22 protein-coding genes are annotated in these 21,720 nt (G+C 69.2%); 14 read left to right on the top strand and 8 right to left on the bottom strand.

Going from position 1 to position 21,720, the window contains the following annotated elements; all coding sequences use genetic code 11:
* The first annotated feature begins 165 nt into the window (after positions 1-165).
* The 5 genes from AC1RQF_RS11425 to AC1RQF_RS11405 all read left to right on the top strand — a co-directional run bounded on the left by AC1RQF_RS11425 (position 166) and on the right by AC1RQF_RS11405 (position 5,948).
* On the top strand, positions 166-2,019 hold the full coding sequence (locus AC1RQF_RS11425; RefSeq protein WP_273999431.1) for a phosphodiesterase: 1,854 nt from the start codon (positions 166-168) through the stop codon (positions 2,017-2,019).
* 402 nt (positions 2,020-2,421) lie between these two features.
* Positions 2,422-3,441: a LacI family DNA-binding transcriptional regulator gene (locus AC1RQF_RS11420; RefSeq protein ID WP_273999432.1), complete on the top strand. Its 1,020-nt coding sequence runs from the start codon at positions 2,422-2,424 to the stop codon at positions 3,439-3,441.
* Positions 3,438-4,730 (top strand): AGE family epimerase/isomerase, encoded by a 1,293-nt coding sequence (locus tag AC1RQF_RS11415; protein ID WP_492872074.1) that lies wholly within the window; start codon positions 3,438-3,440, stop codon positions 4,728-4,730. Before AC1RQF_RS11420 ends, AC1RQF_RS11415 begins: the two co-directional genes overlap by 4 nt.
* Positions 4,727-5,632: a carbohydrate kinase family protein gene (locus AC1RQF_RS11410; protein ID WP_273999434.1), complete on the top strand. Its 906-nt coding sequence runs from the start codon at positions 4,727-4,729 to the stop codon at positions 5,630-5,632. The genes AC1RQF_RS11415 and AC1RQF_RS11410 overlap by 4 nt, the downstream gene beginning before the upstream one ends.
* Positions 5,633-5,726: 94 nt before the next feature.
* The gene (locus AC1RQF_RS11405; RefSeq protein WP_273999435.1) at positions 5,727-5,948 is read left to right on the top strand and encodes a hypothetical protein; all 222 of its coding nucleotides are present in this window, start codon (positions 5,727-5,729) and stop codon (positions 5,946-5,948) included.
* 16 nt (positions 5,949-5,964) lie between these two features.
* On the opposite strand, the gene AC1RQF_RS11400 is transcribed toward AC1RQF_RS11405, so the two are convergent.
* Positions 5,965-6,159 carry a DUF2905 domain-containing protein gene (locus AC1RQF_RS11400; RefSeq protein ID WP_492872073.1) on the bottom strand — a complete coding sequence of 65 codons (195 nt, stop codon included), beginning with the start codon at positions 6,157-6,159 and terminating at the stop codon, positions 5,965-5,967.
* Positions 6,160-6,169: 10 nt separating this feature from the next.
* The gene (locus AC1RQF_RS11395) at positions 6,170-7,360 is read right to left on the bottom strand and encodes a class I SAM-dependent methyltransferase (protein ID WP_492872072.1); all 1,191 of its coding nucleotides are present in this window, start codon (positions 7,358-7,360) and stop codon (positions 6,170-6,172) included.
* A 13-nt stretch (positions 7,361-7,373) separates the two neighbouring features.
* Here AC1RQF_RS11395 and AC1RQF_RS11390 point away from each other — a divergent pair, with 13 nt between their 5' ends.
* From AC1RQF_RS11390 to glmS, 5 genes are all read left to right on the top strand, one after another.
* Positions 7,374-8,138: an SDR family oxidoreductase gene (locus AC1RQF_RS11390; RefSeq protein WP_492872071.1), complete on the top strand. Its 765-nt coding sequence runs from the start codon at positions 7,374-7,376 to the stop codon at positions 8,136-8,138.
* A gap of 88 nt (positions 8,139-8,226) precedes the next feature.
* On the top strand, positions 8,227-8,631 hold the full coding sequence (locus tag AC1RQF_RS11385; RefSeq protein ID WP_252984276.1) for a dihydroneopterin aldolase: 405 nt from the start codon (positions 8,227-8,229) through the stop codon (positions 8,629-8,631).
* Positions 8,628-9,620, top strand: coding sequence for a tRNA 2-thiocytidine(32) synthetase TtcA (gene ttcA / locus AC1RQF_RS11380; protein WP_273999441.1), 993 nt, complete (start codon positions 8,628-8,630; stop codon positions 9,618-9,620). Before AC1RQF_RS11385 ends, ttcA begins: the two co-directional genes overlap by 4 nt.
* A gap of 100 nt (positions 9,621-9,720) precedes the next feature.
* Positions 9,721-11,085: a bifunctional UDP-N-acetylglucosamine diphosphorylase/glucosamine-1-phosphate N-acetyltransferase GlmU gene (gene glmU, locus AC1RQF_RS11375; protein ID WP_492872070.1), complete on the top strand. Its 1,365-nt coding sequence runs from the start codon at positions 9,721-9,723 to the stop codon at positions 11,083-11,085.
* A 60-nt stretch (positions 11,086-11,145) separates the two neighbouring features.
* Entirely contained in the window at positions 11,146-12,963 is a 1,818-nt protein-coding gene (glmS, locus tag AC1RQF_RS11370; protein WP_492872069.1) for a glutamine--fructose-6-phosphate transaminase (isomerizing), read from the top strand.
* Between the two features lie 254 nt (positions 12,964-13,217).
* Here the strand turns inward: glmS and AC1RQF_RS11365 are convergent, their stop codons facing one another.
* The gene (locus AC1RQF_RS11365) at positions 13,218-13,505 is read right to left on the bottom strand and encodes a helix-turn-helix domain-containing protein (protein WP_492872068.1); all 288 of its coding nucleotides are present in this window, start codon (positions 13,503-13,505) and stop codon (positions 13,218-13,220) included.
* A gap of 214 nt (positions 13,506-13,719) precedes the next feature.
* Here AC1RQF_RS11365 and AC1RQF_RS11360 point away from each other — a divergent pair, with 214 nt between their 5' ends.
* A complete protein-coding gene (locus AC1RQF_RS11360; RefSeq protein ID WP_273999445.1) occupies positions 13,720-14,094 on the top strand; it encodes a hypothetical protein in 375 nt (124 codons plus the stop codon).
* A 238-nt stretch (positions 14,095-14,332) separates the two neighbouring features.
* A complete protein-coding gene (locus AC1RQF_RS11355) occupies positions 14,333-14,644 on the top strand; it encodes a DUF4148 domain-containing protein (protein WP_492872078.1) in 312 nt (103 codons plus the stop codon).
* 12 nt (positions 14,645-14,656) lie between these two features.
* Here the strand turns inward: AC1RQF_RS11355 and gorA are convergent, their stop codons facing one another.
* The 5 genes from gorA to AC1RQF_RS11330 form a co-directional block, all read right to left on the bottom strand.
* Complete coding sequence (gene gorA, locus AC1RQF_RS11350; protein WP_492872067.1) at positions 14,657-16,018, bottom strand: glutathione-disulfide reductase; 1,362 nt, start codon at positions 16,016-16,018, stop codon at positions 14,657-14,659.
* Between the two features lie 123 nt (positions 16,019-16,141).
* Positions 16,142-16,369 carry a hypothetical protein gene (locus tag AC1RQF_RS11345; protein WP_273999449.1) on the bottom strand — a complete coding sequence of 76 codons (228 nt, stop codon included), beginning with the start codon at positions 16,367-16,369 and terminating at the stop codon, positions 16,142-16,144.
* A 287-nt stretch (positions 16,370-16,656) separates the two neighbouring features.
* Entirely contained in the window at positions 16,657-16,830 is a 174-nt protein-coding gene (locus AC1RQF_RS11340; protein ID WP_492872066.1) for a hypothetical protein, read from the bottom strand.
* Positions 16,831-16,899: 69 nt separating this feature from the next.
* On the bottom strand, positions 16,900-18,552 hold the full coding sequence (locus AC1RQF_RS11335; RefSeq protein ID WP_273999451.1) for an NRAMP family divalent metal transporter: 1,653 nt from the start codon (positions 18,550-18,552) through the stop codon (positions 16,900-16,902).
* Between the two features lie 116 nt (positions 18,553-18,668).
* Entirely contained in the window at positions 18,669-18,809 is a 141-nt protein-coding gene (locus tag AC1RQF_RS11330; protein WP_492872065.1) for a hypothetical protein, read from the bottom strand.
* A gap of 1,024 nt (positions 18,810-19,833) precedes the next feature.
* Between AC1RQF_RS11330 and AC1RQF_RS11325 the strand changes: the two genes are divergently transcribed.
* Entirely contained in the window at positions 19,834-20,103 is a 270-nt protein-coding gene (locus tag AC1RQF_RS11325) for a hypothetical protein (protein ID WP_273999453.1), read from the top strand.
* 96 nt (positions 20,104-20,199) lie between these two features.
* Positions 20,200-21,681: a carbohydrate porin gene (locus tag AC1RQF_RS11320; RefSeq protein ID WP_492872064.1), complete on the top strand. Its 1,482-nt coding sequence runs from the start codon at positions 20,200-20,202 to the stop codon at positions 21,679-21,681.
* Positions 21,682-21,720 lie beyond the last annotated feature (39 nt).

Here is a 21,720-nt window from a genome sequence, read left to right as displayed (position 1 = left end):
GCCCCCTCCGGCCTCCCCCCTTTCTCGACCGACCCGCGCGCGCCCCCGCTGCAATCGTTTGCCCGCACGCGCCCCCCACGACAGTGCATCGCGTCACAAAAAATTCATTCAACTCGCGCGCCCGGCTGCCGTTAAGGCCGGCGTTCCGTCGTCATCGTCCACCCCATGCCCTCACCCACCCGCGCCGCCACCGACTCCGTCAGCATCGCCTCGCTGATCGCGGCGCGTGCGCTCACCGCGGTGTTCCAGCCGATCGTCGACATCGAGGCCGGCGCCATCATCGGCTACGAAGGCCTGATCCGCGGCCCGTCCGGCTCGCCGCTCGAACAGCCGGCCGCGCTGTTCGCGCAGGCCGCGCGCGAGGGCGCGTCGATCGCGCTCGAACACGCGGCCGCGGCCGCCTGCATCGAAGCGTTCGCCACGCTCGCGTGCGACGGCAAGCTGTTCCTCAATTTCAGCGCGAACGCGATCCTGCAGTTCGCGACCGTGCGCGAGCATGCGCAGGCCCTGCTGCAGCGCATGGGCTTCAACGCGGAACGGATCGTCATCGAGCTGACCGAACAGAACGCGATCCCCGACGTCGGCGACTTCGCGTCCGCGATCGCCGCGCTGCGCCAGGCCGGCGTCCAGTTCGCGCTCGACGACTACGGCACCGCGAACGCCAGCATGAACCTGTGGGTGAGCCTGCATCCCGACGTCGTGAAGATCGACCGCTTCTTCATCCACGACATCGCCAACGATCCGCTCAAGTTCGAGGCCGTCAAGGCGATGCAGCACTTCGCGAACGCGAGCGGCGCGAAGCTGATCGCCGAAGGCATCGAGAACGAGGCGGACCTGATCGTCGTGCGCGACATGGGCATCGGCTGCGGCCAGGGCTTCTTCCTCGGCCGGCCACATGCGCATCCCGCGCGCCGGGTCGCGCCGGACGCGCACGACGCGATCCGCGCGCAGCACATCGCGGTGTTTCCGGGCGCGACCCGCGCCGGGCCCGCGCCGCGCCCGGGCAGCGGCACGGTGGTCGCGAAGATGCTGGTCAGCGCGCCCGCGCTGCCGCGCCGCGCCACCAACAACGACGTGCTCGAACTGTTCAATCGCCTGCCCGACCTGCATGCGGTCGCGGTCGTCGAGGGCGATCACCCGATCGCGCTGATCAACCGGCGCAGCTTCATGGACCGCTACGCGCTGCCCTATCACCGCGAGGTGTTCGGCAAGAAGGCCTGCCTGCAATTCGCGAACGACGCGCCCGTGATCATCGAAAACACCATGACGGTCGAGCAGATGGCCAAGCTGCTGACGAGCAACGACCAGCGCTACCTGGCCGACGGCTTCGTGATCACCGAACGCGGCCGCTATCTCGGCCTCGGCACCGGCGAGAACCTGGTGCGCGCGGTCACCGAGGTGCGAATCGAGGCAGCCCGCTACGCGAATCCGCTGACCTTCCTGCCCGGCAACATCCCGATCAGCTCGCACATCGCGCGCCTCGTCGACAACGAGGCCGGCTTCCACGCGTGCTACGTCGACCTGAACCAGTTCAAGCCGTTCAACGACCAGTACGGCTACTGGCAGGGCGACGAGGTGCTGAAGTTCGCCGCCACCGTGCTCGCCCACGTGTGCGACCCGACGCGCGACTTCCTCGGCCACGTCGGCGGCGACGATTTCCTCGTGCTGTTCCAGAGCGCCGACTGGACCGCGCGCGTGAAGCGCGCGATCCGTCATTTCAACGAAGGCGCGCAGCGCTTCTACGCGCCGGCCGACCGGCTCGCGGGCGGCATTCGCGGCGAGGACCGCTACGGCAACCCGGCCTTCCACGGCTTCGTGACGATGGCGATCGGCTGCGTGCACGTGCCGCCCGCGGCCGGCCGCGCGCTGCGCTACGGCAGCGACGAGATCGCGTCGGTCGCCGCGCTCGCGAAGCGGCGCGCGAAGCAGCAGCCGGGCGGCTATTTCCTGATCGACATCGAGGAAGGCAGCGCCTGGCTGCGCGCGCGCGGCGACGCGGCGCCCGTCGAGCTGGACTGACGGCGACGGCTGCTCGTCGGGCAGCCCGCGCGGAACGGGCGCGCGGATGGACGACCCGCGCCGCCGGGCGACGGCGCGCCGGATCGCCTCCGTCAACGCCTCTGCCTCTGCCTCTGCCTCTGCCTCTGCCTCTGCCTCTGCCTCTGCCCCTGCCTCTGCCCCTGCCCCTGCCTCCGTTATCGTCTCCGCCCACTCCACTGTCTCCGTGGTCCGCGCTGTCCACGCTGCCCCCCAAAACCGCCCCCCTCCTTTACTATTCGTTTAGTATTTTTACTAAACGAACAAATGGGATTTATCCTTTTAAATACGGGTATTTACCAGCCCATCAGCCTCGGTTTTCAGCTTGATCGACAATATTTTTACTATACAATCGCCGTCACCCTAAACACCCGGATCCGGACCATGGGCACGACCATTCGCGATGTGGCGCATGCGGCCAACGTATCGATCGGCACCGTGTCGCGCGCGCTCAAGAACCAGCCCGGCTTGTCCGAAGCGACGCGCGAGCGGATCGTCGAGGTCGCGCAGCGGCTCGGCTACGATCCCGCGCAGCTGCGGCCCCGCATCCGGCGCCTGACCTTCCTGCTGCACCGGCAGCACAACAACTTCGCGGCGACGCCGTTCTTCTCGCACGTGCTGCACGGCGTCGAGGACGCCTGCCGCGAGCGCGGCATCGTGCCGACGCTGCTGACGGCCGGCCCGACCGACGACGTGATCCGCCAGATGCGCCCGCACGCGCCCGACGCGATCGCGGTCGCGGGCTTCATGGAGCCGGAGACGCTCGAGGCGCTCGCCGCGACCGGCCGCCCGCTCGTGCTGATCGACCTGTGGGCGCCCGGCCTGCGCTCGGTGAACATCGACAACCACGGCGGCGCGGCGCTCGCGATGCGGCATCTGTTCGCGGCCGGCCGCCGCCGCATCGCGTTCATCGGCGGCTCGCTCGCGCACTACAGCATCGCCCAGCGCGCGCTCGGCTACCGCCGCGCGTTCTTCGAGGCCGGCCTGCTGTTCGATCCGTCGCTCGAGGTGACGATCGACGCCGGCCTCGATCCCGACACCGGCGCGGCGCGCGCGATGCAGCAGCTGCTCGACGCGCCCGGGCCGCGCCCCGACGCCGTGTTCGCGTTCAACGACGCCGCCGCGCTCGCCGCGCTGCGCGTGTGCGTGGCGCGCGGCGTGCGGGTGCCGGAAGACATCGCGTTCGTCGGCTTCGACGACATCCCCGCCGCCGCGCACGCCGCGCCGCCGCTGACGACGCTCGCCGTCGACAAGGAAGCGCTCGGCCGGCTCGGCGTCGAACTGCTGCTCGCCGACGCGCCCGAGCGCAGCGAAATCAGCCTGCCCGTGCAACTGGTCGCGCGGGCCAGCAGCCTCGGCGTCGCGCAAGCGGCGCCCATCCTCACCTCGGTCATCGGATCATGACGACTTTCGCTTCGCCCTCTTCCTGCCCTGCGCCCGACGCGCCGGCCACGCCCGCGCCTGCCGTCGCGAGTTTCCGCGACCCGGCGTTCCTGCTGTCGCACGTACGGGACACGCTGCGCTTCTACGCGCCGACGGTGTTCGACCCGAGCGGCGGCTTCTTCCATTTCTTCCGCGACGACGGCGCGGTGTACGACCGCACGACCCGCCACCTCGTCAGCAGCTGCCGCTTCGTCTTCAACTATGCGATGGCCTACCGGCAGTTCGGCGACCCGCTCGATCTCGACTACACGCGCCACGGCCTGCGCTTCCTGCGCGACGCGCACTGGGACGCGGCCCTGCAGGGCTACGACTGGGAACTCGACTGGCGCGACGGCCGCAAGCACGCGACGCTCGACGGCACGCGCCACTGCTACGGGCTCGCGTTCGTGCTGCTCGCGGCCGCGCACGCGACGATGGCGGGCGTCGACGAGGCGCGGCCGCTGATCGCCGACACCTTCGCCCTGATGGAGCGCCATTTCTGGGATGCCCGCGGCGGCCTCTACATGGACGACGCGACGCCCGACTGGCGCGTATCCGGCTATCGCGGCCAGAACGCGAACATGCATGCGGCCGAGGCGCTGCTCGCCGCCTACGAGGCGACCGGCGAGACCTCGTACCTCGACCGCGCGGAATTGCTCGCGACCCACATCACGCGCCGCCAGGCCGCGCTGTCGCAAGACCTCGTCTGGGAACACTTCCACGCGGACTGGTCGGTCGACTGGGACTACAACAAGGAAGACAGCTCGAACATCTTCCGGCCGTGGGGCTTCCAGCCGGGCCACCAGACCGAATGGGCGAAGCTGCTGCTGATCCTCGAACGGCACCGCCCGCTCGACTGGCTGCTGCCGCGCGCGGTGGAACTGTTCGACGCGGCGCTCGCGCACGCCTGGGACGCGGATCACGGCGGGCTGTACTACGGCTTCGGCCCCGACTACACGATCTGCGACCACAACAAGTATTTCTGGGTGCAGGCCGAGACCTTCGCGGCCGCCGCGCTGCTCGCCGCGCGCACCGGCAGCGAACGCTTCTGGGACTGGTATGACGAGATCTGGCGCTACAGCTGGGCGCACTTCGTCGATCACCGCTACGGCGCGTGGTACCGCATCCTCACCTGCGACAACCGCAAGTACAGCGACGAGAAGAGCCCCGCCGGCAAAACCGACTATCACACGATGGGCGCGTGCTACGAAGTGCTGAACGCGCTGCCGGCCGCCGTCCTCGCCCACCCGCAACCGGAGTCCGCGCAATGAGCCAGGCCGCACTTCCGCAATTCGTGTCGGCGGGCGACATCCTGACCGACATGGTGCGCACCGACGGCGCGCAGTGGGTGTCGCGCCCGGGCGGCGCGGGCTGGAACGTCGCGCGCGCGGTCGCGCGGCTCGGCGTGCCGAGCGCCTGCGCCGGCGCGCTCGGCCGCGACTGCTTCTCCGACGTGCTGTGGCAGGCCAGCGAGGCGGCCGGCCTCGACCTGCGCTTCCTGCAGCGCGTCGATCGCGCGCCGCTGCTCGCGATCGTCCACGAGACCCGGCCGCCCGCCTACTTCTTCATCGGCGAGCACAGCGCGGACCTCGCGTTCGACCCCGCGCAGCTGCCGGCCGGCTGGGAGGACGCGGTGGGCTGGGCGCACTTCGGCTGCATCAGCCTCGTGCGCGAGCCGCTCGCGGCGACGCTGATCGCGCTCGCGGGCGCGCTGCGCGCGCGCGGCGTGAAGATCAGCTTCGATCCGAACTACCGCAACCTGATGGCGGCCGGCTACCGCCCGACGCTGGAGAAGATGGCGGCGCTGGCCGACCTGATCAAGGTCTCGGACGAGGATCTGCGGCACCTGTTCGAGGGCGACGAACACGCGGCGATCGCGCAGCTGCGCGCCATGAATCCCGCCGCCACGCTGCTCGTCACGCGCGGCGCGCAGGCCGCGACGCTCTATGCGGACGGCGAGACACTGAGCGCCGAGCCGCCGCGCGTCGAGGTCGCGGATACGGTGGGCGCGGGCGACGCGTCGATCGGCGGCCTGCTGTTCAGCCTGATGCGCACGCCGCAGCGCGGCTGGCGCGAGCACCTCGCGTTCGCGCTCGCCGCGGGCGCGGCCGCGTGCCGCCACACCGGCGCGCACGCGCCAACACTCGACGAGGTCGTCGCGCTGCTCGACTGAAGGGCTGAAGGGCGGAACGATTTGACCGATTGAATGGCTGAAGGCGCGGCCGCGCGGTGCTAGGATGGAGCCGTCCTTTTGCAGGAGAAGCATCATGGACGGCAACACCTACACCAAGGGCATCTACACGGCCAAGGCGCATGCCCGGAAGACGGGCAACGGCCGCTACCAGGGCTACGTGATCCTGTCGCGCGACGAGGGCGGCGCGCCCGACAACACGCGCTACGAGGTCGAGGCGACGAGCCCCAACGAGGAAGAAGCGTTCGCCGAGGCGCAGGCGCTCGCGCACCGGATCCTCGGCGAGCTGGAACTGTGACGGCGAGCCGCCGCCGTCACCACAGGCGCGCGATCACCGACACGATCGCCATGATCACGAGCGTCGACATGAACGGAAACGGATAGACCCGCGCGCCGATCCTGAGCGTCACATCCCCCGGCAGCCGCCCGACGCCGAGCTTCGACAGCCACGGCCAGGCCCGCGTCAGGATCATCACCGCGAGGAAGGTGGTGAGCAGCCAGCGGAACACGGCGCGCCGCCTACAGCGTGTGCGAGCGGTCGCCGCGCGCGAACGCGTCGAGCGTGCCGTCGATCCCGCGCGCGAAGCCGATCACCTTGAACAGCTCGCCCATCTCCGCCTCCGAAATCAGTTTCTGCACCGCATTCGCGGCCGGCAGGAAGGCATGCACATCGGCCGGATCGAGCGTGGCGAGCGCCTCGGTGATGCCCGCGTTCAGCAGGAAGCGCGCCTGCGACGTATAACCGAGCAGGTCCGCGCCGGTCGCCATGCCCGCCTCGCAGACGCCGCTGAACTCGACGTGCGCGGTCAGGTCCTGGAGACCCGGATACAGGAACGGATCGCCGTGCGCGCGATGCCGGTAATGGCACATCAGCGTGCCTTCGGCGCGCTGCGGGTGGTAGTACTCGTGGCGCGGGAAACCGTAGTCGATGAACAGCGCCGCGCCGCGCGCGAGCATCGAGCACACCGTGCGCACGAACCCCACGGCCGCATCGTGGATCTCGGTCAGGTAGCCGGCCGGCAGCGCCGGACCGTCGAACGCCGCGATCAGCGGCTCCGCGCCGCAGGGGCGGTCGTCGAAGCCGAAACGGCCCGCCGCGTCCGTCACGACGCCGCGTTCGAGCCAGCCCGCCTCGCCCTTCACGACGAGCCGCACCGGCATCGCGTCGAACACCTCGTTGCCGATCACCACGCCCTCGAAACGCGCCGGCAGCGCGTCCAGCCAGCGCACCCGCGCGGCGAGCGCCGGCGCGTCGGCGTCGAGCGTGTCGCGCTGGCGCGCGCGCAACTCGCCCGACAGATCCACGATCCAGTATTCGTCGGGCGCCGCGCCCAACGCGTCGAGCGCATTCAGGAGCCCTGCCGCGAGCCGGCCCGTGCCCGCGCCGAACTCCATCACGCGGCGCGTGCCGCTCAGTTCGAGCGCCTGCGCGACCGGCCGCGCGAGCGTCTGCGCGAACAGCGGCGACAGCTCCGGCGCGGTGACGAAATCGCTGCCGTCGTCGCCGCGCCGCCCGAACTTGCGCGCGCCGCCGCTGTAATAGCCGAGGCCCGGCGCGTACAGCGCCTGTTCCATGTAGCGGGAGAACGGCAGCCAGCCGCCCGCCGCCGCGATCTCGGCATGCAGCCTCGCGACGAGGGTTTCGGACTGGACGAGCGCGTCGGGGCCGGGAGCAGGTAAACTAGCGGGTTCGTGAGATTTCGGGTTCATCCCGGCATTGTAAATGACCGTTTCCGTCGACACGTCCGTCCCCCGCCCCGCGCGCACCGTGCTGATTGCCGGCGCCGTGCATACGGGCGCCGTGCAAGCGGGCGCCGCGCACACGGGCGCCGCGCAGGCGGCCGGTCACGCCCTCGCGGCGGGCTTCGCGCGCCGGGGCTGGGACGTCGCGCTCGCGGTCGACGCCGGCGCGGCCGAGGCCGCCGCCGCGCTTGCCGCGGAACTCGGCGCGCACGGCGGGCGCGTCGCGGTATTGATCGCGGACCTGGCCGTGGAGCGCGAGGCGCGCGGGCTGATCCCCGCCTGCGCGGCCGCGCTCGGCCGCCCCGCGTGCGTGGTGAGCCTGCCGACGCCGCCCGCGCCGGACCGCGCCGACGACTACGCGGCGCTGCTCGACGCGACGGTGCGCAACGTCGCCGCCCCGCTCGCGCTGGCGCGCGCGCTGCGCGACGCGACGCCCGAGGCGGCGCGCGACGACGAGACGCTGCGCGCCGCGGTGCTGTTCGTACTCGATCAGGCCCTGTTTCATCCGACGTCCGGGCCGTTGCCGCACGCGCTGGCGCAAGCCGCGCTGCACCGCGCGATTCCGGCCGAGGCGCTTGCGCTCGCGCCGCAGGTGCGGGTCGCGGGGCTGGTCCGCGGCCGCGCGACCGCGCCGGACGCGCTCGCCGACGCGGCCTGCTACCTGGCCGACGCGGCGGGCGTCACCGGAGCCACGCTGGATCTCGACGGCGGCGCGCAGCTGGCGCCGTCCGCGAACGGGTTTTGACCGGCGCAGCCGGGCGCGCGGCCGGACGACGGCCGCCGTTTTGCCGCGCCGTTTTGCGTGCCTGCACGCCAATTTGACTGGAACGACCATGTTTGCCGCTCTCCTGGACCCCCGGCTTGCCGATTGCCGCAGGCTCTTCCTGCGTGACCACGACCTGCTCATGGACATCGGCGCGTTCGACCACGAAAAGCGCGGCAAGCAGCGAGTCGTCATCAACATCGACGTGTTCGTGCCGCTCGCGCGGACCACGCCCGTCGAAGACCGGCTGCGCGAAGTGGTCGACTACGACCTGATGAAGCAGAGCGTCGCGCATTGCGTCGCGCGCGGCCACATCCACCTGCAGGAAACGCTGTGCGACGCGATCGCGGCGCACCTGCTCGCGCACGACGCCGTGCGCGCGGTGCGCGTCTCCACCGAGAAACCGGACGCCTACCCCGATTGCGACGCCGTGGGCGTCGAAGTTTTCCGCATCAAGGATCAGGAGCGAGCATGAATGCGCCCCATACCCCCGAATCACACGGCGCCGCCCCGGCCGCTGCCGTGACCGACGCCGGCCGCCCGCCGCTCACGCGCCGCGAGCAGAAAGAGGCCTACGAGAACAACAAGCTGTTCAAGCGCCTCGCGCGCCAGGTCGGCCAGGCGATCGGCGACTACAACATGATCGAGGACGGCGACAAGGTGATGGTGTGCCTGTCCGGCGGCAAGGACAGCTACGCGCTGCTCGACGTCCTCCTGCGGCTGCGCGAGCGCGCGCCGATCCACTTCGAGATCGTCGCCGTCAACCTCGACCAGAAGCAGCCCGGCTTCCCCGAGCACGTGCTGCCCGAGTACCTGACCCGGCTCGGCGTGCCGTTCCACATCGAGAACCAGGACACCTACAGCATCGTCAAGCGGCTCGTGCCCGAGGGCAAGACCACCTGCTCGCTGTGCTCGCGGCTGCGGCGCGGGATCCTGTACCGGGTCGCGGGCGAGCTGGGCGCGACCAAGATCGCGCTCGGCCACCACCGCGACGACATCCTGCAGACGCTGCTGCTGAACCTGTTCTACGGCGGCAAGCTCAAGGGCATGCCGCCCAAGCTGCAATCCGACGACGGCAAGAACATCGTGATCCGGCCGCTCGCCTACGTGAAGGAAACCGATCTGGAGAAATACGCGGAATTGCGCGAATTTCCGATCATCCCGTGCAACCTGTGCGGCAGCCAGCCGAACCTGAAGCGCGCGGAAATGAAGGCGCTGATCCGCGACTGGGACAAGCGCTTCCCGGGCCGCGTCGACAACATGTTCAGCGCGCTCTCGAACGTCGTGCCGTCGCACCTGATGGACACCACGCAGTTCCCGTTCGCCGGGCTGCGCGCGACCGGCGTCGCCGACCCGCGCGGCGACATCGCGTTCGACGAGGAACCGTGCGGCTCGGACGCGGACGACGCGCCCGCCGCGAGCGGCGCGCGCCCGCTGCAGTTCGTCCCGCTCGACGACCTGTAAACCCCCGCCCGCCGGGCCGCGGGCGCGTCAGGCCGGCGCCGGCCCGGCGCGCCCGCATGATAAAATCCCAGGCTTCGAACACTCCCTATTTACTGGCGCCATGAATATCGTGATTTTGGCGGCAGGCACCGGCAAGCGCATGCGCTCCGCGCTGCCGAAAGTGCTTCATCCTCTGGCCGGCCGGCCGCTCCTTTCCCATGTGATCGACACTGCCCGCACGCTGCGGCCGTCCCGGCTCGTGGTCGTGGTCGGCCACGGCGCCGAGCAGGTGCAGGCCGCCGTCGCCGCGCCGGACGTGCAGTTCGCGCTGCAGGAGCAGCAGCTCGGCACGGGCCACGCGGTGCGCCAGGCGCTGCCGCTCCTCGATCCCGCGCGGCCGACCCTCGTGCTCTACGGCGACGTGCCGCTGACGCGCGCGAGCACGCTGCAGCGGCTCGTCAACGCCGCCACCGACGCGCGCTACGGCGTGCTCACGGTGACGCTCGACGATCCGACCGGCTACGGCCGCATCGTGCGCGACCAGGGCGGCTGCGTGACGCGCATCGTCGAGCAGAAGGACGCCTCGCCCGACGAACTGAAGATCGCCGAGATCAACACCGGCATCGTGGTCGCGCCCACCGCGCAGCTCGCGATGTGGCTCGGCGCGCTGGGCAACGACAACGCGCAGGGCGAGTACTACCTGACCGACGTGGTCGAGCAGGCGATCGAGGCTGGCTTCGAGGTCGTCACGACCCAGCCGGACGAGGAATGGGAAACGCTCGGCGTGAACAGCAAGGCGCAGCTCGCCGAACTGGAACGCATCCACCAGCGCAACCAGGCCGACGCGCTGCTCGCCGCGGGCGTCACGCTCGCCGATCCGGCGCGCTTCGACCTGCGCGGCACGCTCGCCTGCGGCCGCGACGTGTCGATCGACGTGAACTGCGTGTTCGAGGGCGAGGTGTCGCTCGCCGACGGCGTCACGGTCGGCCCGCACTGCGTGATCCGCAACACGGCGATCGGCGCGGGCACGCGCATCGACGCGTTCTCGCACCTCGACGGCGCGCGGCTCGGCGCGCACACCGTGGTCGGCCCGTACGCGCGGCTGCGCCCGGGCGCGCAGCTCGCGGACGACGCGCACGTCGGCAACTTCGTCGAGGTGAAGAACGCGGTGCTGGGCGCGGGCTCGAAGGCGAACCACCTGACCTACATCGGCGACGCCGACATCGGCGCGCGCGTGAACATCGGCGCGGGCACCATCACCTGCAACTACGACGGCGCGAACAAGTTCCGCACCGAGATCGGCGACGACGTGTTCGTCGGCTCCGACACCCAGCTGGTCGCGCCGGTGCGCGTCGGCGCGGGCGCGACGATCGCGGCGGGCACCACCGTCTGGAAGGACGTCGCCGACGGCATGCTGGTGCTCAACGACAAGACGCAGACCGCCCGGGCCGGCTACGTCCGGCCGGTCAAGAAGAAGAAGAACTGAAAGAACCCTTTGCGCGGGCGCCCGGACGGGCGCCCGCCTTCTATCCAAGGATCATTTTCTATGTGCGGAATCGTTGGAGCAGTGGCTCGACGTGACATCGTTCCGGTTCTGATCGAAGGTCTGCGCCGGCTCGAATACCGCGGTTACGACTCGTGCGGCGTGGCGGTGCTCGACGCCGACACGCCCACGCGCGCGCGCAGCGTCGCGCGCGTGGCCGATCTCGACGCGCAGGTGCGCGACGCCCACCTCACGGGCCACACGGGCATCGCGCACACGCGCTGGGCGACGCACGGCGCGCCCGTCACGCACAACGCGCACCCGATCTTCTCGTCGAACGCGCTCGCGCTCGTGCACAACGGCATCATCGAGAACTTCGAGGCGCTGCGCGAGACGCTGCGCGCGAAGGGCTACGAATTCGTGTCGCAGACCGACACCGAGGTCATCGCCCACCTCGTGCACAGCCTGTACCAGGGCGACCTGTTCGGCGCGGTGCGCGCGGCCGCGCGCCAGCTGCACGGCGCCTATGCGATCGCGGTGATCCACAAGGACCAGCCGCACACCGTGGTCGGCGCGCGGCAGGGTTCGCCGCTCGTCGTCGGCTTCGGCGACGGCGAGAACTTCCTCGCGTCGGACGCGCTCGCGCTCGCGGGCAGCACCGACCGCTTCACCTTCCTGGAGGAAGGCGACGTGTGCGAGCTGTCGATCGACGGCGTGACGATCGTCGACCGCGACGGCGCGGTGGTCGAGCGCGAAGTGCGCGTGGTCAGCGCGTACGGCGGCGCGGTCGAGCTGGGCCCGTACCGGCATTTCATGCAGAAGGAAATCTTCGAGCAGCCGCGCGCGATCTCCGACACGATTCCGCAGGCCGACGCGTTCGAACCGGCGCTGTTCGGCCCGGCCGCCGCCGAGGCGTTCGCCGAGATCGACAGCATCCTGATCCTCGCCTGCGGCACCAGCTACTACTCGGGGATGACGGCCAAGTACTGGCTCGAATCGATCGCGAAGATCCCGACCCAGGTCGAGATCGCGAGCGAGTACCGCTATCGCGAATCGGTGCCGAACCCGCGCGCGCTGGTGGTGGTGATCTCGCAATCGGGCGAGACCGCCGACACGCTCGCCGCGCTCAAGCATGCGCAGGCGCTCGGCCATCGGCACACGCTCGCGGTGTGCAACGTCGCGACGAGCGCGATGGTGCGGCTCACCGAAATCGCGTTTCTCACGCATGCCGGCACCGAGATCGGCGTGGCGTCGACCAAGGCGTTCACCACCCAGCTGGTCGCGCTGTTCGTGCTTGCCGCGACGCTCGGCAAGCTGCGCGGGCATGTGGACGGCGCGCGCGAGGCGGATTACCTGAAGCAGCTGCGCCACCTGCCCGCCGCGCTCAACAGCGTGCTCGCGCTGGAACCGCAGATCATCGCGTGGTCCGAGGAATTCGCGCGCAAGGAGAATGCGCTGTTCCTGGGTCGGGGCCTGCACTATCCGATCTCGCTCGAAGGCGCGCTGAAGCTCAAGGAAATCTCGTATATCCATGCGGAAGCGTATCCGGCGGGCGAACTCAAGCACGGGCCGCTCGCGCTCGTGACGGAGGCGATGCCGGTCGTCACGGTCGCGCCGAACGACGCGCTGCTGGAGAAGCTCAAGTCGAACATGCAGGAAGTGCGCGCGCGCGGCGGCGAGCTGTATGTGTTCGCGGACGCGGATACGCAGATCGTCAACGACGAAGGGCTGCATGTGATCCGGATGCCGGAGCACTATGGGCCGCTGTCGCCGATTTTGCATGTGGTGCCGTTGCAGTTGCTCGCGTATCACACGGCCTGTGCGCGCGGGACCGATGTGGACAAGCCCAGGAATCTGGCGAAGTCGGTGACGGTGGAGTGAGAGGCGTGCGGTGGCTGTGGGCCGTCGCGCGCGAGTCATGAAAACGCTCACGGCGGGCGGCTCGTTTGACCGAGCGCCCGCTCCCTCGGTCGCGCAATAGTCGCACGATGCGTGATCCGAATAGGCATGCATGAACACCGGTCGACCCAGCATGATTGCAATTGCAATCGCTCGATGAGGGCACGTGTTCGGCAAACCGATTTCAGTGCGCTTCAGCGCATCCTGCCGAGTGTGCGGAGACCGCGCCGCCGGAATCAAGTGAGCGGTTGAAGGTCTTTCAGAGCCTCGGGGTGCTGCACGGCGACGCGCAGCAACGTTTGAGCTGCGCCCGTCGGATTGCGTCGACCTTGTTCCCAATCCTGATAGGTGCGCACCGACACCCCGAGCAACGCCGCGAATGCGCTCTGCGACAGTCCGACCCTGGCGCGAGCCAGCGCCGCCTCGGTCGGCGTGACGCGTGTCGCACGCCCCACCTTGCGGGCCTTCATCTGGCGGACCGACTTCAGCAGATCCGCCTGAAACGCTTCCATCTCCTTATCCACGATCGATTTCCTCTCGAAGTTGATTGAGAAAGCTCGTCGGCAGATTGTCGAACTTCTCTTTCGTATATGCGATCAGCAGCCAGATCTCTTCATCACCGCGCGCCTTCCCACCGACCTTAAACAAAATTTCATCCCCGCACCGCCCACTCTCCATCTTCCCCTCCGCCCCGCATCCGATAATCGCCTCATCCCGCTATCACCACGGAGGCGCGCCATGTCCGGCCCGATGCGCATCGAAAAGATCAACGAGTACGGCAAGCAGACCGTGCTCGTGTCGATAGGCGAGGCCTCCGTGGCGCTCGACCCCGAGGACGTCGACGGCGTGATCCAATACCTGAGCCTGCTGCGCGCATCGATGAAGCCGGCAATCCCCGACATCCCGCCGCGCGACCAGCAATACGTGATGGAAATGGACCCGTGCTGGTACACCGAAAAGCATCCGCTCTACGGCGGTGCTGTGCTGTTCCTGCGCCATACCGGGCTCGGCTGGACCGGCTTCGCACTGCCGCCGCACAGCCTCGCGCGGCTCCACGCGTGTGTCGCGCAGCATCTCGAAGCGCAGGAAGAAGCGGCCAGCCTGCCGAACTGATTCACCTCGCGCCATCGGCGCGCGCCTAATCCCTATCCCGAGAAAACGCGCGCTCGCCGTCGCGCGCTGCCCACTCATTCGTTGAGCTGATCGCGCAACTTCAGCTGCCGCGCCGCCGTTCACGCTCCTCTCCCACGCAGCCTTCAACGCGGCCGGCCTCGCCGCACCCTATCAAAAATCTCCCGCCGCATTCGACCGCGCATCGCGCGCGTCGCCGCACCACACGCAACGCCTCCCTATCGAACGCTATTGGACCACTGCCCTCGCCTGTGCCTTCCTGCTCGCGTTCGGCGCCACCGCCCATGCGGCCCCGGCGCTCACGCCGCAGCAATGCACGGACTATCCGTTCGTGCACACGACAGGGCCCGTCACGCACGCGCAGATCGTCAACGAACTGGCGGAACTGGAATCGGTCGGCTACGACCCGTCGGCGGGCGAGTCGGACAACTACCCGGACGACATCGACAGCGCCCAGCAACGGCTGATGGCGAAGTATCGGCGCGACTGCGCGAGCGCGCGGCCGGGAACCGTCGCGTCGGTCGCGCCCTAGGCGGCGCGCGCGTCAGTCGAGATCCGGCGCGCGCTGGCGCAGCGTGACGAACTCCTCGGCCGCGGTCGGGTGAATCCCGATCGTCTCGTCGAACTGCGCCTTGGTCGCGCCCGCGCGGATCGCGATCGCGAGCCCCTGGACGATCTCGGCCGCGTCGCGGCCGACCATGTGCGCGCCCACCACGCGCTGGCTGACGCGCTCCACCACGAGCTTCATGAAGGTGCGCTCGTCGCGCCCCGACAAGGTGTGCCGCAGCGCCTTGAACGACGTACGGTAGATGTCCACCTTGCCGAGCGTCGCGCGCGCGGCGCGTTCCGACAGGCCGACCGTCGCGACCTCCGGCTGGCTGAACACTGCGGACGGCACGTTGCGGTGATCGGCCTTCACCTGCCGCTCGCCGAACAGGTTCGCGGCCAGGAGCGCCCCGTCGCGCGTCGCGACCGGCGTGAGCTGCGGGCGCGACGTCACGTCGCCGATCGCATGGATCGACGGCACGCGCGTCGCCGAGTAGTCGTCGACCTCGATCGCGCCGCCCGGCCCGCGCACCACCCCGAGCGCATCGAGCCCGAGCCCGTCGCTGTTCGGCGCGCGGCCCGTCGCATACAACACCTGCCCGTACGGGCCATGCGCGTGCGTGCCGGCCCGCAGCGTCAGCGCGCCGTCCGCGGCGCGTTCGAGCGCGCGCACGTCGGCCTGCGTGTGGATCGCGACGCCCTGCTTGCGCATCTCGTCGGCGAGGAAGCCGCGCAGGTCGTCGTCGAAGCCGCGCAGGATCTGCTCGCCGCGATAGAACAGGTCGACCTCGACGCCGAGCCCGTTGAAGATGCCCGCGAACTCGACCGCGATATAACCGCCGCCCACGATCGCGATACGCGCGGGCAGCTCCGGCAGATCGAGCGCCTCGCGCGAGGTGATCGCATGCTCGATGCCGGGCACGGGCGGCAGCGTCGGCCGCGAGCCGGTCGCGATGGCGATGTGCCGCGTGCGCAGGCGCCGGCCGCCGACCTCCACGGTGTGTGCGTCCGCGAGCGTTGCGCGGCCTTCGTGCAAGGTCACGCCCGACTGTTTCAGCAGGTCGATGTAGACCTGGCTCAGGCGCGCGATCTCGCGATTCTTGGCGCCGATCAGCGCCGGCCAGGAGAAATTGCCGAGATCGAAGCTCCAGCCGAAGCCCGCCGCATCCTCCACTTCATGACCGTAGTGCGACGCGTAGACCAGCAGCTTCTTCGGGATGCAGCCGCGCAGCACGCAGGTGCCGCCCACCTGCTCCTCCTCCGCGATGCCGACGCGCGCGCCGAGCGAAGCCGCGATGCGGCTCAGGCGCACGCCGCCCGAACCCGCGCCAATCACAAAGAGGTCGTAATCGAATTCCATGGGATCGCCTTGTCTAGGACACGATGGCAGGACGATAACAAGAATCCGGCCCCTCCGTGGTAACCGCCCGAGCGGGCAAAAAAAACGGGAGACCGAAGTCTCCCGTCGCGGGGCGTGGCGCGCTCAGGCCTGCGAGCCGTCGCCGCCGTCCTGCGCGGCCGAGTTGTCGGCGCCTTCCGCCGCGTCCGTGTCCTTTTTCTCGACGAGACCTTCGAGCGCCTCGGCGCCCTTGAAGCCCGCCACCGCCGCGAGCCCCTTCGTCAACAGGCCCGCATCCGGATCGACCTTGTCGGTCGCCTCGACCGCGGCCACCGCACCTGCAATTTCACCTACTGTATTGAGGATTCCCATCGCCATCACCATTCGGATTGAGAGTGAGCGTGCATGATTGCATGAACCGCCTGCGCCACATCGCGCCTGTAACGATCCGTAGCACCCGTTACGCCTGCCGGACCCGCCGGCCGCGCCGGGCGATCGTGCCCCGCAGGACTGAATGACACCGCCGGCGTAGACAAGCGCCGCCGCAATTCAGGTTAGCGCAAAGCCGACCGCGCAACTGTCAAACTATGTCGGAAATTTTTCGGATACCTTTCGATCGCGTCTCACGCTCAGCGCCTCGCGCTCGGCGCCGTGCCGGACTACTGGCTCGCGCCCTGCGCCGGCGCGGCATCCACGGCCGACGCCGCGGACCCCGCGGCCGTCTCGCTGGGCTTGCTGCTCACCTCGTCGTCATCCGTCGCCTTGCCGCATCCCGCGAGCAGCGCCGCCACCAGCAGCGCGCCGCCCAGCCTTCGTACGATCGTCCGATTCATGCTCGCCTCCACGCGTTCAAGCCGCTCGCCGCGCCGCCCCGCGCCGTGCGGGGTGACGCGATGTCGAGCTTACTTGAAGAAGGTCATCTGCACGACCTTCACGATCACGAGGCCGACCGCCAGCAACAGATAGCCGCGCAGCACGCCCATCCAGATCCGCGTCGACAGCGTCACGCGCGGCGCCGGCAGCTCGTCGAGCGGCGGCATGCGCCAGGTGTCGCGCACCGCGCGCCCGGCGACCGCTTCCGCCACGTCGCCGCCGCCGCGCTTGCGCAGCATCATCGTCGCGATGAAGCCGACCACCGCGAGCAGCGTGCCGCCTGCGAGCACTTCGAGGATCGTCTCGCCGCTGATGTCCGGATACATCACCGAGGCGGTCAGGATGATCGACAGCATCACCAGCACCCAGATCACCGCGCCCGTGAACAGGTTGAGCTTCTTCGAGTTGACCCACGGGCCGAGCACGGCCCGGTCGTTGCAGAGCAGGAGCAGGAACACCGTCGCGCTCGGCAGCAGCACGCCCGCGAGCGTCTGCACCGCTTCCGTGAGCAGGCCGAGCGGGCTGCCCGGGATCAGCACCAGCGCGGCGGCGGCGGCGACGATGCCGAAGTACACGAGGTAGAAGCCCTTCGCATCCGAGACGCTGCGATGCAGCGAGTGGCGGATCTTGAACACGTCGCCGATCGCATACGCGGTCGACAGCGAGACCGCCGCCGCGCCGATGATGCACGCGTCGAGCAGCGCGACCGCGAACAGCGTCGCGCCGGTGCGGCCCGCATACTTCTCGAGGCCCGCGATCACGCCGCCCGCGTCGGTGAAGTTGCCGAACTCGGGACGCCCCGCGTACAGCGCCGCGCAGAACGAGATCATCGCGACCGCGCCGATCATCACGAACAGAATGCCGATCCACAGGTCCGCCTTCTCGTACTTCATGAAGCGCGGCGTGATGCGCTTGTCGACCACGTAGCTCTGCTGGAAGAACAGCTGCCACGGCGCGACCGTGGTGCCAACGATGCCGATCACGAGCAGCATCACGTCGCTGAGCTTCGAGTTGGCCGGCCAGTTCGGCACGAAGAAATCGCGCGTGATCTGCGACACGGGCGGGTGGATCGACACGAGCACCGGCACGAGCAGCAGGCTCAGCAGGCACAGCACCACCGCGAAGCGCTCGAAGCGCCTGAAGTTGCCGGTACTGACCGCGGCCATCGTCAACGCGGCCGCGATGCACACGCCCGCGATCTTCGAGATGCCGAAGAAGTCGAGCACGAAGGTGATGCCGATGAACTCGGTGACGATCGTCAACGCGTTCAGGATGAACAGGTCGACCACGCTGAAGGCGCCCCAGAACTTGCCGAAGCGTTCGAAGATCAGGCGGGCATGGCCGACGCCCGTCACCGCGCCGAGCCGCAGCACCATCTCCTGATTCACGAACAGCACCGGCACGAGCAGCAGCAGCGTCCAGAGCAGCGTCGTGCCGTAGTTCTGGCCCGCCTGGGTATAGGTGCCGAACGCGCCCGCGTCGTTGTCGCCGACCATCACGATGAGGCCGGGACCGAGGATCGCGAGCAGCGTGCGAAAGCGCGCCCACCACGTGGCGCGCGGGCCGGTGTCATGGTGCGCGATCGTGCCGAGCGCGCCCTTGATGTCGCCGAGGTGCGCTTCGTCGAGGACGGCGCTGCGCTCAAGCACGATAGGTGGTGAAACGTTGGATGGCGTTGACATGGTGTTCCCCCCGAGGGCGAATGGTTAAATCGACAGCGCTCGCCCTCGGCATGCGCAACGGCGTGGGCCGCCCGTGGGCAGCGTCGCTTGCGTATGCCGGAGTCGCGCGTCGCGGTTCAGGAAATCAGGTTCTTCAGGTAGTGCCAGCACGCGGCGAGCGCGGACTGCGGGCGCGCGTCGAGCGTCAGCAGCGCGTCGTAGTGCGCGCGCGATTCCTGGATGTGGGGCAGGTCCGACAGCAGCGGAGCGAAATTCATGAAGGTTCTCCGGGCGAGGGTTCGCGCAAGCGGGGCGGCGGGACGCCCGGATGCGCGCGCTCGGCGCACCTATCGGCGGGCGTCGTCCTGCTTCCCCGAATCAATCAGGCAGGTTCGGCATAAGGGATGGCTGTCACTGTCCGGCATCTCGGCTCCTTCCTGGTCAGGGTTGAACGATCAGCGCAGGCGCGCCGCGACGCGGCGTGCGTGCGCACCGCGCGCGCCGCATCGATACGGCGCGCACGAACGCAGGCGCGAGCCCGATGACTCGCGGCCGACGCCGGACGCGCGCGACGAGGCGACGCGGCCGGCGCGAATCAAGGATGCACGGGGAGTGGGAAACTACGGCGCGCACCGTCTGCCTTCAAGGCAGGACGGCGGCTGGAGGACAGCGCGGACGTTCTACCGATCAGGCACGAATCAAGGTCGAAGATCGACTACTGCAGGCGTCCAAGGCATCAGCCCCATTTGTGAAGATGGCGGATTCTAGATACCCGCCAATTCGAAAGTCAACCCGAAATCTTGACTATTACAAAGATAATTTCAATGCCTCATGCCACGCCTGTCCGGGCGCGGATGCGACATGGCGAAAGCTTTCAGCGACACGCGAATTGAAATGAATATGTAAGCACGAAAGCGCTTCATATTTGAGGGTCTCGCCGCGCGAACGGCCGCTGTGCGCGATATCGCGGCCGCGAAACGATTGATGCGATTTTTACTTGCAATTTCGATTTCGGGCCGAATACAATCCGCCGCAACTCATCAAAGGAGTCCTTCGTGGACACGTACCCTAGTAGTGGAAGTCCGATGCCGGCCCGCGCCGGCGATGCAATCGCGAGCTAGCCGCCAGGGTCCGTCCTTTGCCGCTGACTCGCCCTGGTCGAGTTAGCGCGCTTCACCATCGATCGGCACGCGCCGGTCTTCCGCAGCACGCTTCCTCTGTTTCGATCGTATGCCGCAGGCGAGGCTCGCCCGTGGCGCCCTACGTCGTCCGGCGCCCGCCGGACCGGACGGGAGCGCAGTCATGTTCATTCAATCTTTCGCGGCCAAACTCAGAAACGTCGCCCATCTCGCCTGCCATCGGCTCGCGACCTGCTCGTTCGCACCCTTCGCGCATGCGGCCGGCACCTGGCGCAACGGCGTCTGGCCCGACGCCGCGCTGGCCGCCCGGCCCGCCGGCTGCGCGATCGTCGCCCTGATGGCGGCCGCGGTGGCGCTCGTCGCGCTGTTGTCCGCTTCGTCTTCACGCCTCGGCCTGAACCACGCCCTGCGCGTGAGCTGGTGGTTTTCCTGAACGACCGGCCGGCTCGCTGACCGGCCGCGCCGGCGAACCGTATCCCGCGGCAGCTTCACACGATCATTAGTTTTGCCAATCAATCGCAGACACGCCATGAAGAACACACTGACCCACATGCTGATCAAATCCGGCGCGGCGGCCGGCCTGCCGCTGCTGCTGTCGCTGGGCCTCGTGCAGACCGCAAGCGCGCAGACCGCCGGCGGCGCCGCCCCGCAGGACGCCGCCAGCGCGCCTGCCGCCCCTGCCCCCGCAGCCGACGCGCCCGCGCCGACCGGCTTCCGGGAACGCTCGAACCTGTTCGGAGACATGGGCGGCCTGCGCAGCCTGCTCGGCGATCACGGCATCACGCTGAACCTGCAGGAAACCAGCGAATACCTGAACAACCTGTCGGGCGGCACGCAGCGCGGCGGCGCCTACGACGGCCTCACGCAGTTCGGCGTCGTGGTCGACACCGGGAAGGCGATCGGCCTGCCGGGCGGCACCTTCAACGTGTCGGGCCTGCAGATCCACGGCACCAATCTCACGCAGCGCAACCTGCAGACGCTGCAGACCGCGACCGGCATCGAGGCGAACGCGACCACGCGGCTGTGGGAGCTGTGGTACCAGCAGTCGCTCGCGGACGGCAAGGTCGACGTGAAGATCGGCCAGCAAAGCCTCGACCAGGAGTTCATGGTGAGCCAGTACGCCGCGACCTTCATGAACGCGACCTTCGGCTGGCCGGTGCTGCCGTCCGTCGACATGCCCGCGGGCGGCCCCGCCTATCCGCTGTCGTCGCTCGGCGTGCGGCTGCGGCTCAAGCCGTCCGACGCGTGGACCGTGATGGCGGGCGTGTTCAACGGCAATCCGGCCGGCAGCGGCGTCGGCGATGCGCAGGTGCTCAACGCGCACGGCACCAACTTCAACCTGCACGACAGCGCGCTGATCATCGGCGAGGCGCAGTACGCGCTCAACGCGGCGCCCGCGGACCCGAAGGCGGCGCAGCCCGCCGGCCTGCCCGGCACCTACAAGGTCGGCGTCTGGTACAACACGGGGCGCTTCGCCGACCCGCGCTACGCGAGCAACGGCGTATCGCTCGCGGCTTCCGCGAGCAGCGGCGATCCGGCCACGCATCGCGGCAACTACGGCTTCTATGCGGTGGCCGACCAGATGGTGTGGCGCGAGGGCCCCGACAGCCCGCGCGCGCTCGGCGTGTTCGCCCGCGTCATGGGCGCGCCCGGCGACCGCAACCTCGTCGATCTCGGCATCAACGCGGGCGTGACGCTGAAGGCGCCGTTCAAGGGCCGCGACAACGACGTGGTCGGGCTCGCGATCGGCTATGCGAAGATCGGCTCGCACGCGCGCGGCCTCGACGGCGACACCGGCGCCTTCACGACGCCGGGCTATCCGGTGCGCCGGGCCGAAACCATCCTCGAGGCGACCTACCAGTATCAGGTCACGCCATGGTGGCAGCTCCAGGCCGATTTCCAGTACGCGTTCCGGCCGGCGGGCGGCATCCCCAACCCCGATCCGAGCGCGAACGGCGCGCGCATCGGCGACGAGGCGATCGTCGGCGTGCGCACCACGATCACGTTCTGAGCCGCGCCGGTTCGGCGCGCGTCGCGCGCGCCGAACCCC

The organism is Burkholderia sp. GW821-FHT14F03, from assembly GCF_058803765.1.
This window is presented reverse-complemented; position numbering and strand designations above follow the sequence as displayed.

Bases quoted from the DNA above. Each gene is read 5' to 3' on its own strand.
- AC1RQF_RS11345 (WP_273999449.1), bottom strand. From the start codon at position 16,369: ATGGGAATCCTCAATACAGTAGGTGAAATTGCAGGTGCGGTGGCCGCG.
- AC1RQF_RS11385 (WP_252984276.1), top strand. From the start codon at position 8,227: ATGTTTGCCGCTCTCCTGGACCCCCGGCTTGCCGATTGCCGCAGGCTC.
- glmU (WP_492872070.1), top strand. From the start codon at position 9,721: ATGAATATCGTGATTTTGGCGGCAGGCACCGGCAAGCGCATGCGCTCC.
- AC1RQF_RS11420 (WP_273999432.1), top strand. From the start codon at position 2,422: ATGGGCACGACCATTCGCGATGTGGCGCATGCGGCCAACGTATCGATC.
- AC1RQF_RS11320 (WP_492872064.1), top strand. From the start codon at position 20,200: ATGAAGAACACACTGACCCACATGCTGATCAAATCCGGCGCGGCGGCC.
- AC1RQF_RS11425 (WP_273999431.1), top strand. From the start codon at position 166: ATGCCCTCACCCACCCGCGCCGCCACCGACTCCGTCAGCATCGCCTCG.
- AC1RQF_RS11325 (WP_273999453.1), top strand. From the start codon at position 19,834: ATGTTCATTCAATCTTTCGCGGCCAAACTCAGAAACGTCGCCCATCTC.
- AC1RQF_RS11405 (WP_273999435.1), top strand. From the start codon at position 5,727: ATGGACGGCAACACCTACACCAAGGGCATCTACACGGCCAAGGCGCAT.
- AC1RQF_RS11340 (WP_492872066.1), bottom strand. From the start codon at position 16,830: ATGAATCGGACGATCGTACGAAGGCTGGGCGGCGCGCTGCTGGTGGCG.
- AC1RQF_RS11360 (WP_273999445.1), top strand. From the start codon at position 13,720: ATGTCCGGCCCGATGCGCATCGAAAAGATCAACGAGTACGGCAAGCAG.
- AC1RQF_RS11410 (WP_273999434.1), top strand. From the start codon at position 4,727: ATGAGCCAGGCCGCACTTCCGCAATTCGTGTCGGCGGGCGACATCCTG.
- gorA (WP_492872067.1), bottom strand. From the start codon at position 16,018: ATGGAATTCGATTACGACCTCTTTGTGATTGGCGCGGGTTCGGGCGGC.
- glmS (WP_492872069.1), top strand. From the start codon at position 11,146: ATGTGCGGAATCGTTGGAGCAGTGGCTCGACGTGACATCGTTCCGGTT.
- AC1RQF_RS11330 (WP_492872065.1), bottom strand. From the start codon at position 18,809: ATGAATTTCGCTCCGCTGCTGTCGGACCTGCCCCACATCCAGGAATCG.
- AC1RQF_RS11395 (WP_492872072.1), bottom strand. From the start codon at position 7,360: ATGAACCCGAAATCTCACGAACCCGCTAGTTTACCTGCTCCCGGCCCC.
- AC1RQF_RS11390 (WP_492872071.1), top strand. From the start codon at position 7,374: ATGACCGTTTCCGTCGACACGTCCGTCCCCCGCCCCGCGCGCACCGTG.
- AC1RQF_RS11335 (WP_273999451.1), bottom strand. From the start codon at position 18,552: ATGTCAACGCCATCCAACGTTTCACCACCTATCGTGCTTGAGCGCAGC.
- ttcA (WP_273999441.1), top strand. From the start codon at position 8,628: ATGAATGCGCCCCATACCCCCGAATCACACGGCGCCGCCCCGGCCGCT.
- AC1RQF_RS11415 (WP_492872074.1), top strand. From the start codon at position 3,438: ATGACGACTTTCGCTTCGCCCTCTTCCTGCCCTGCGCCCGACGCGCCG.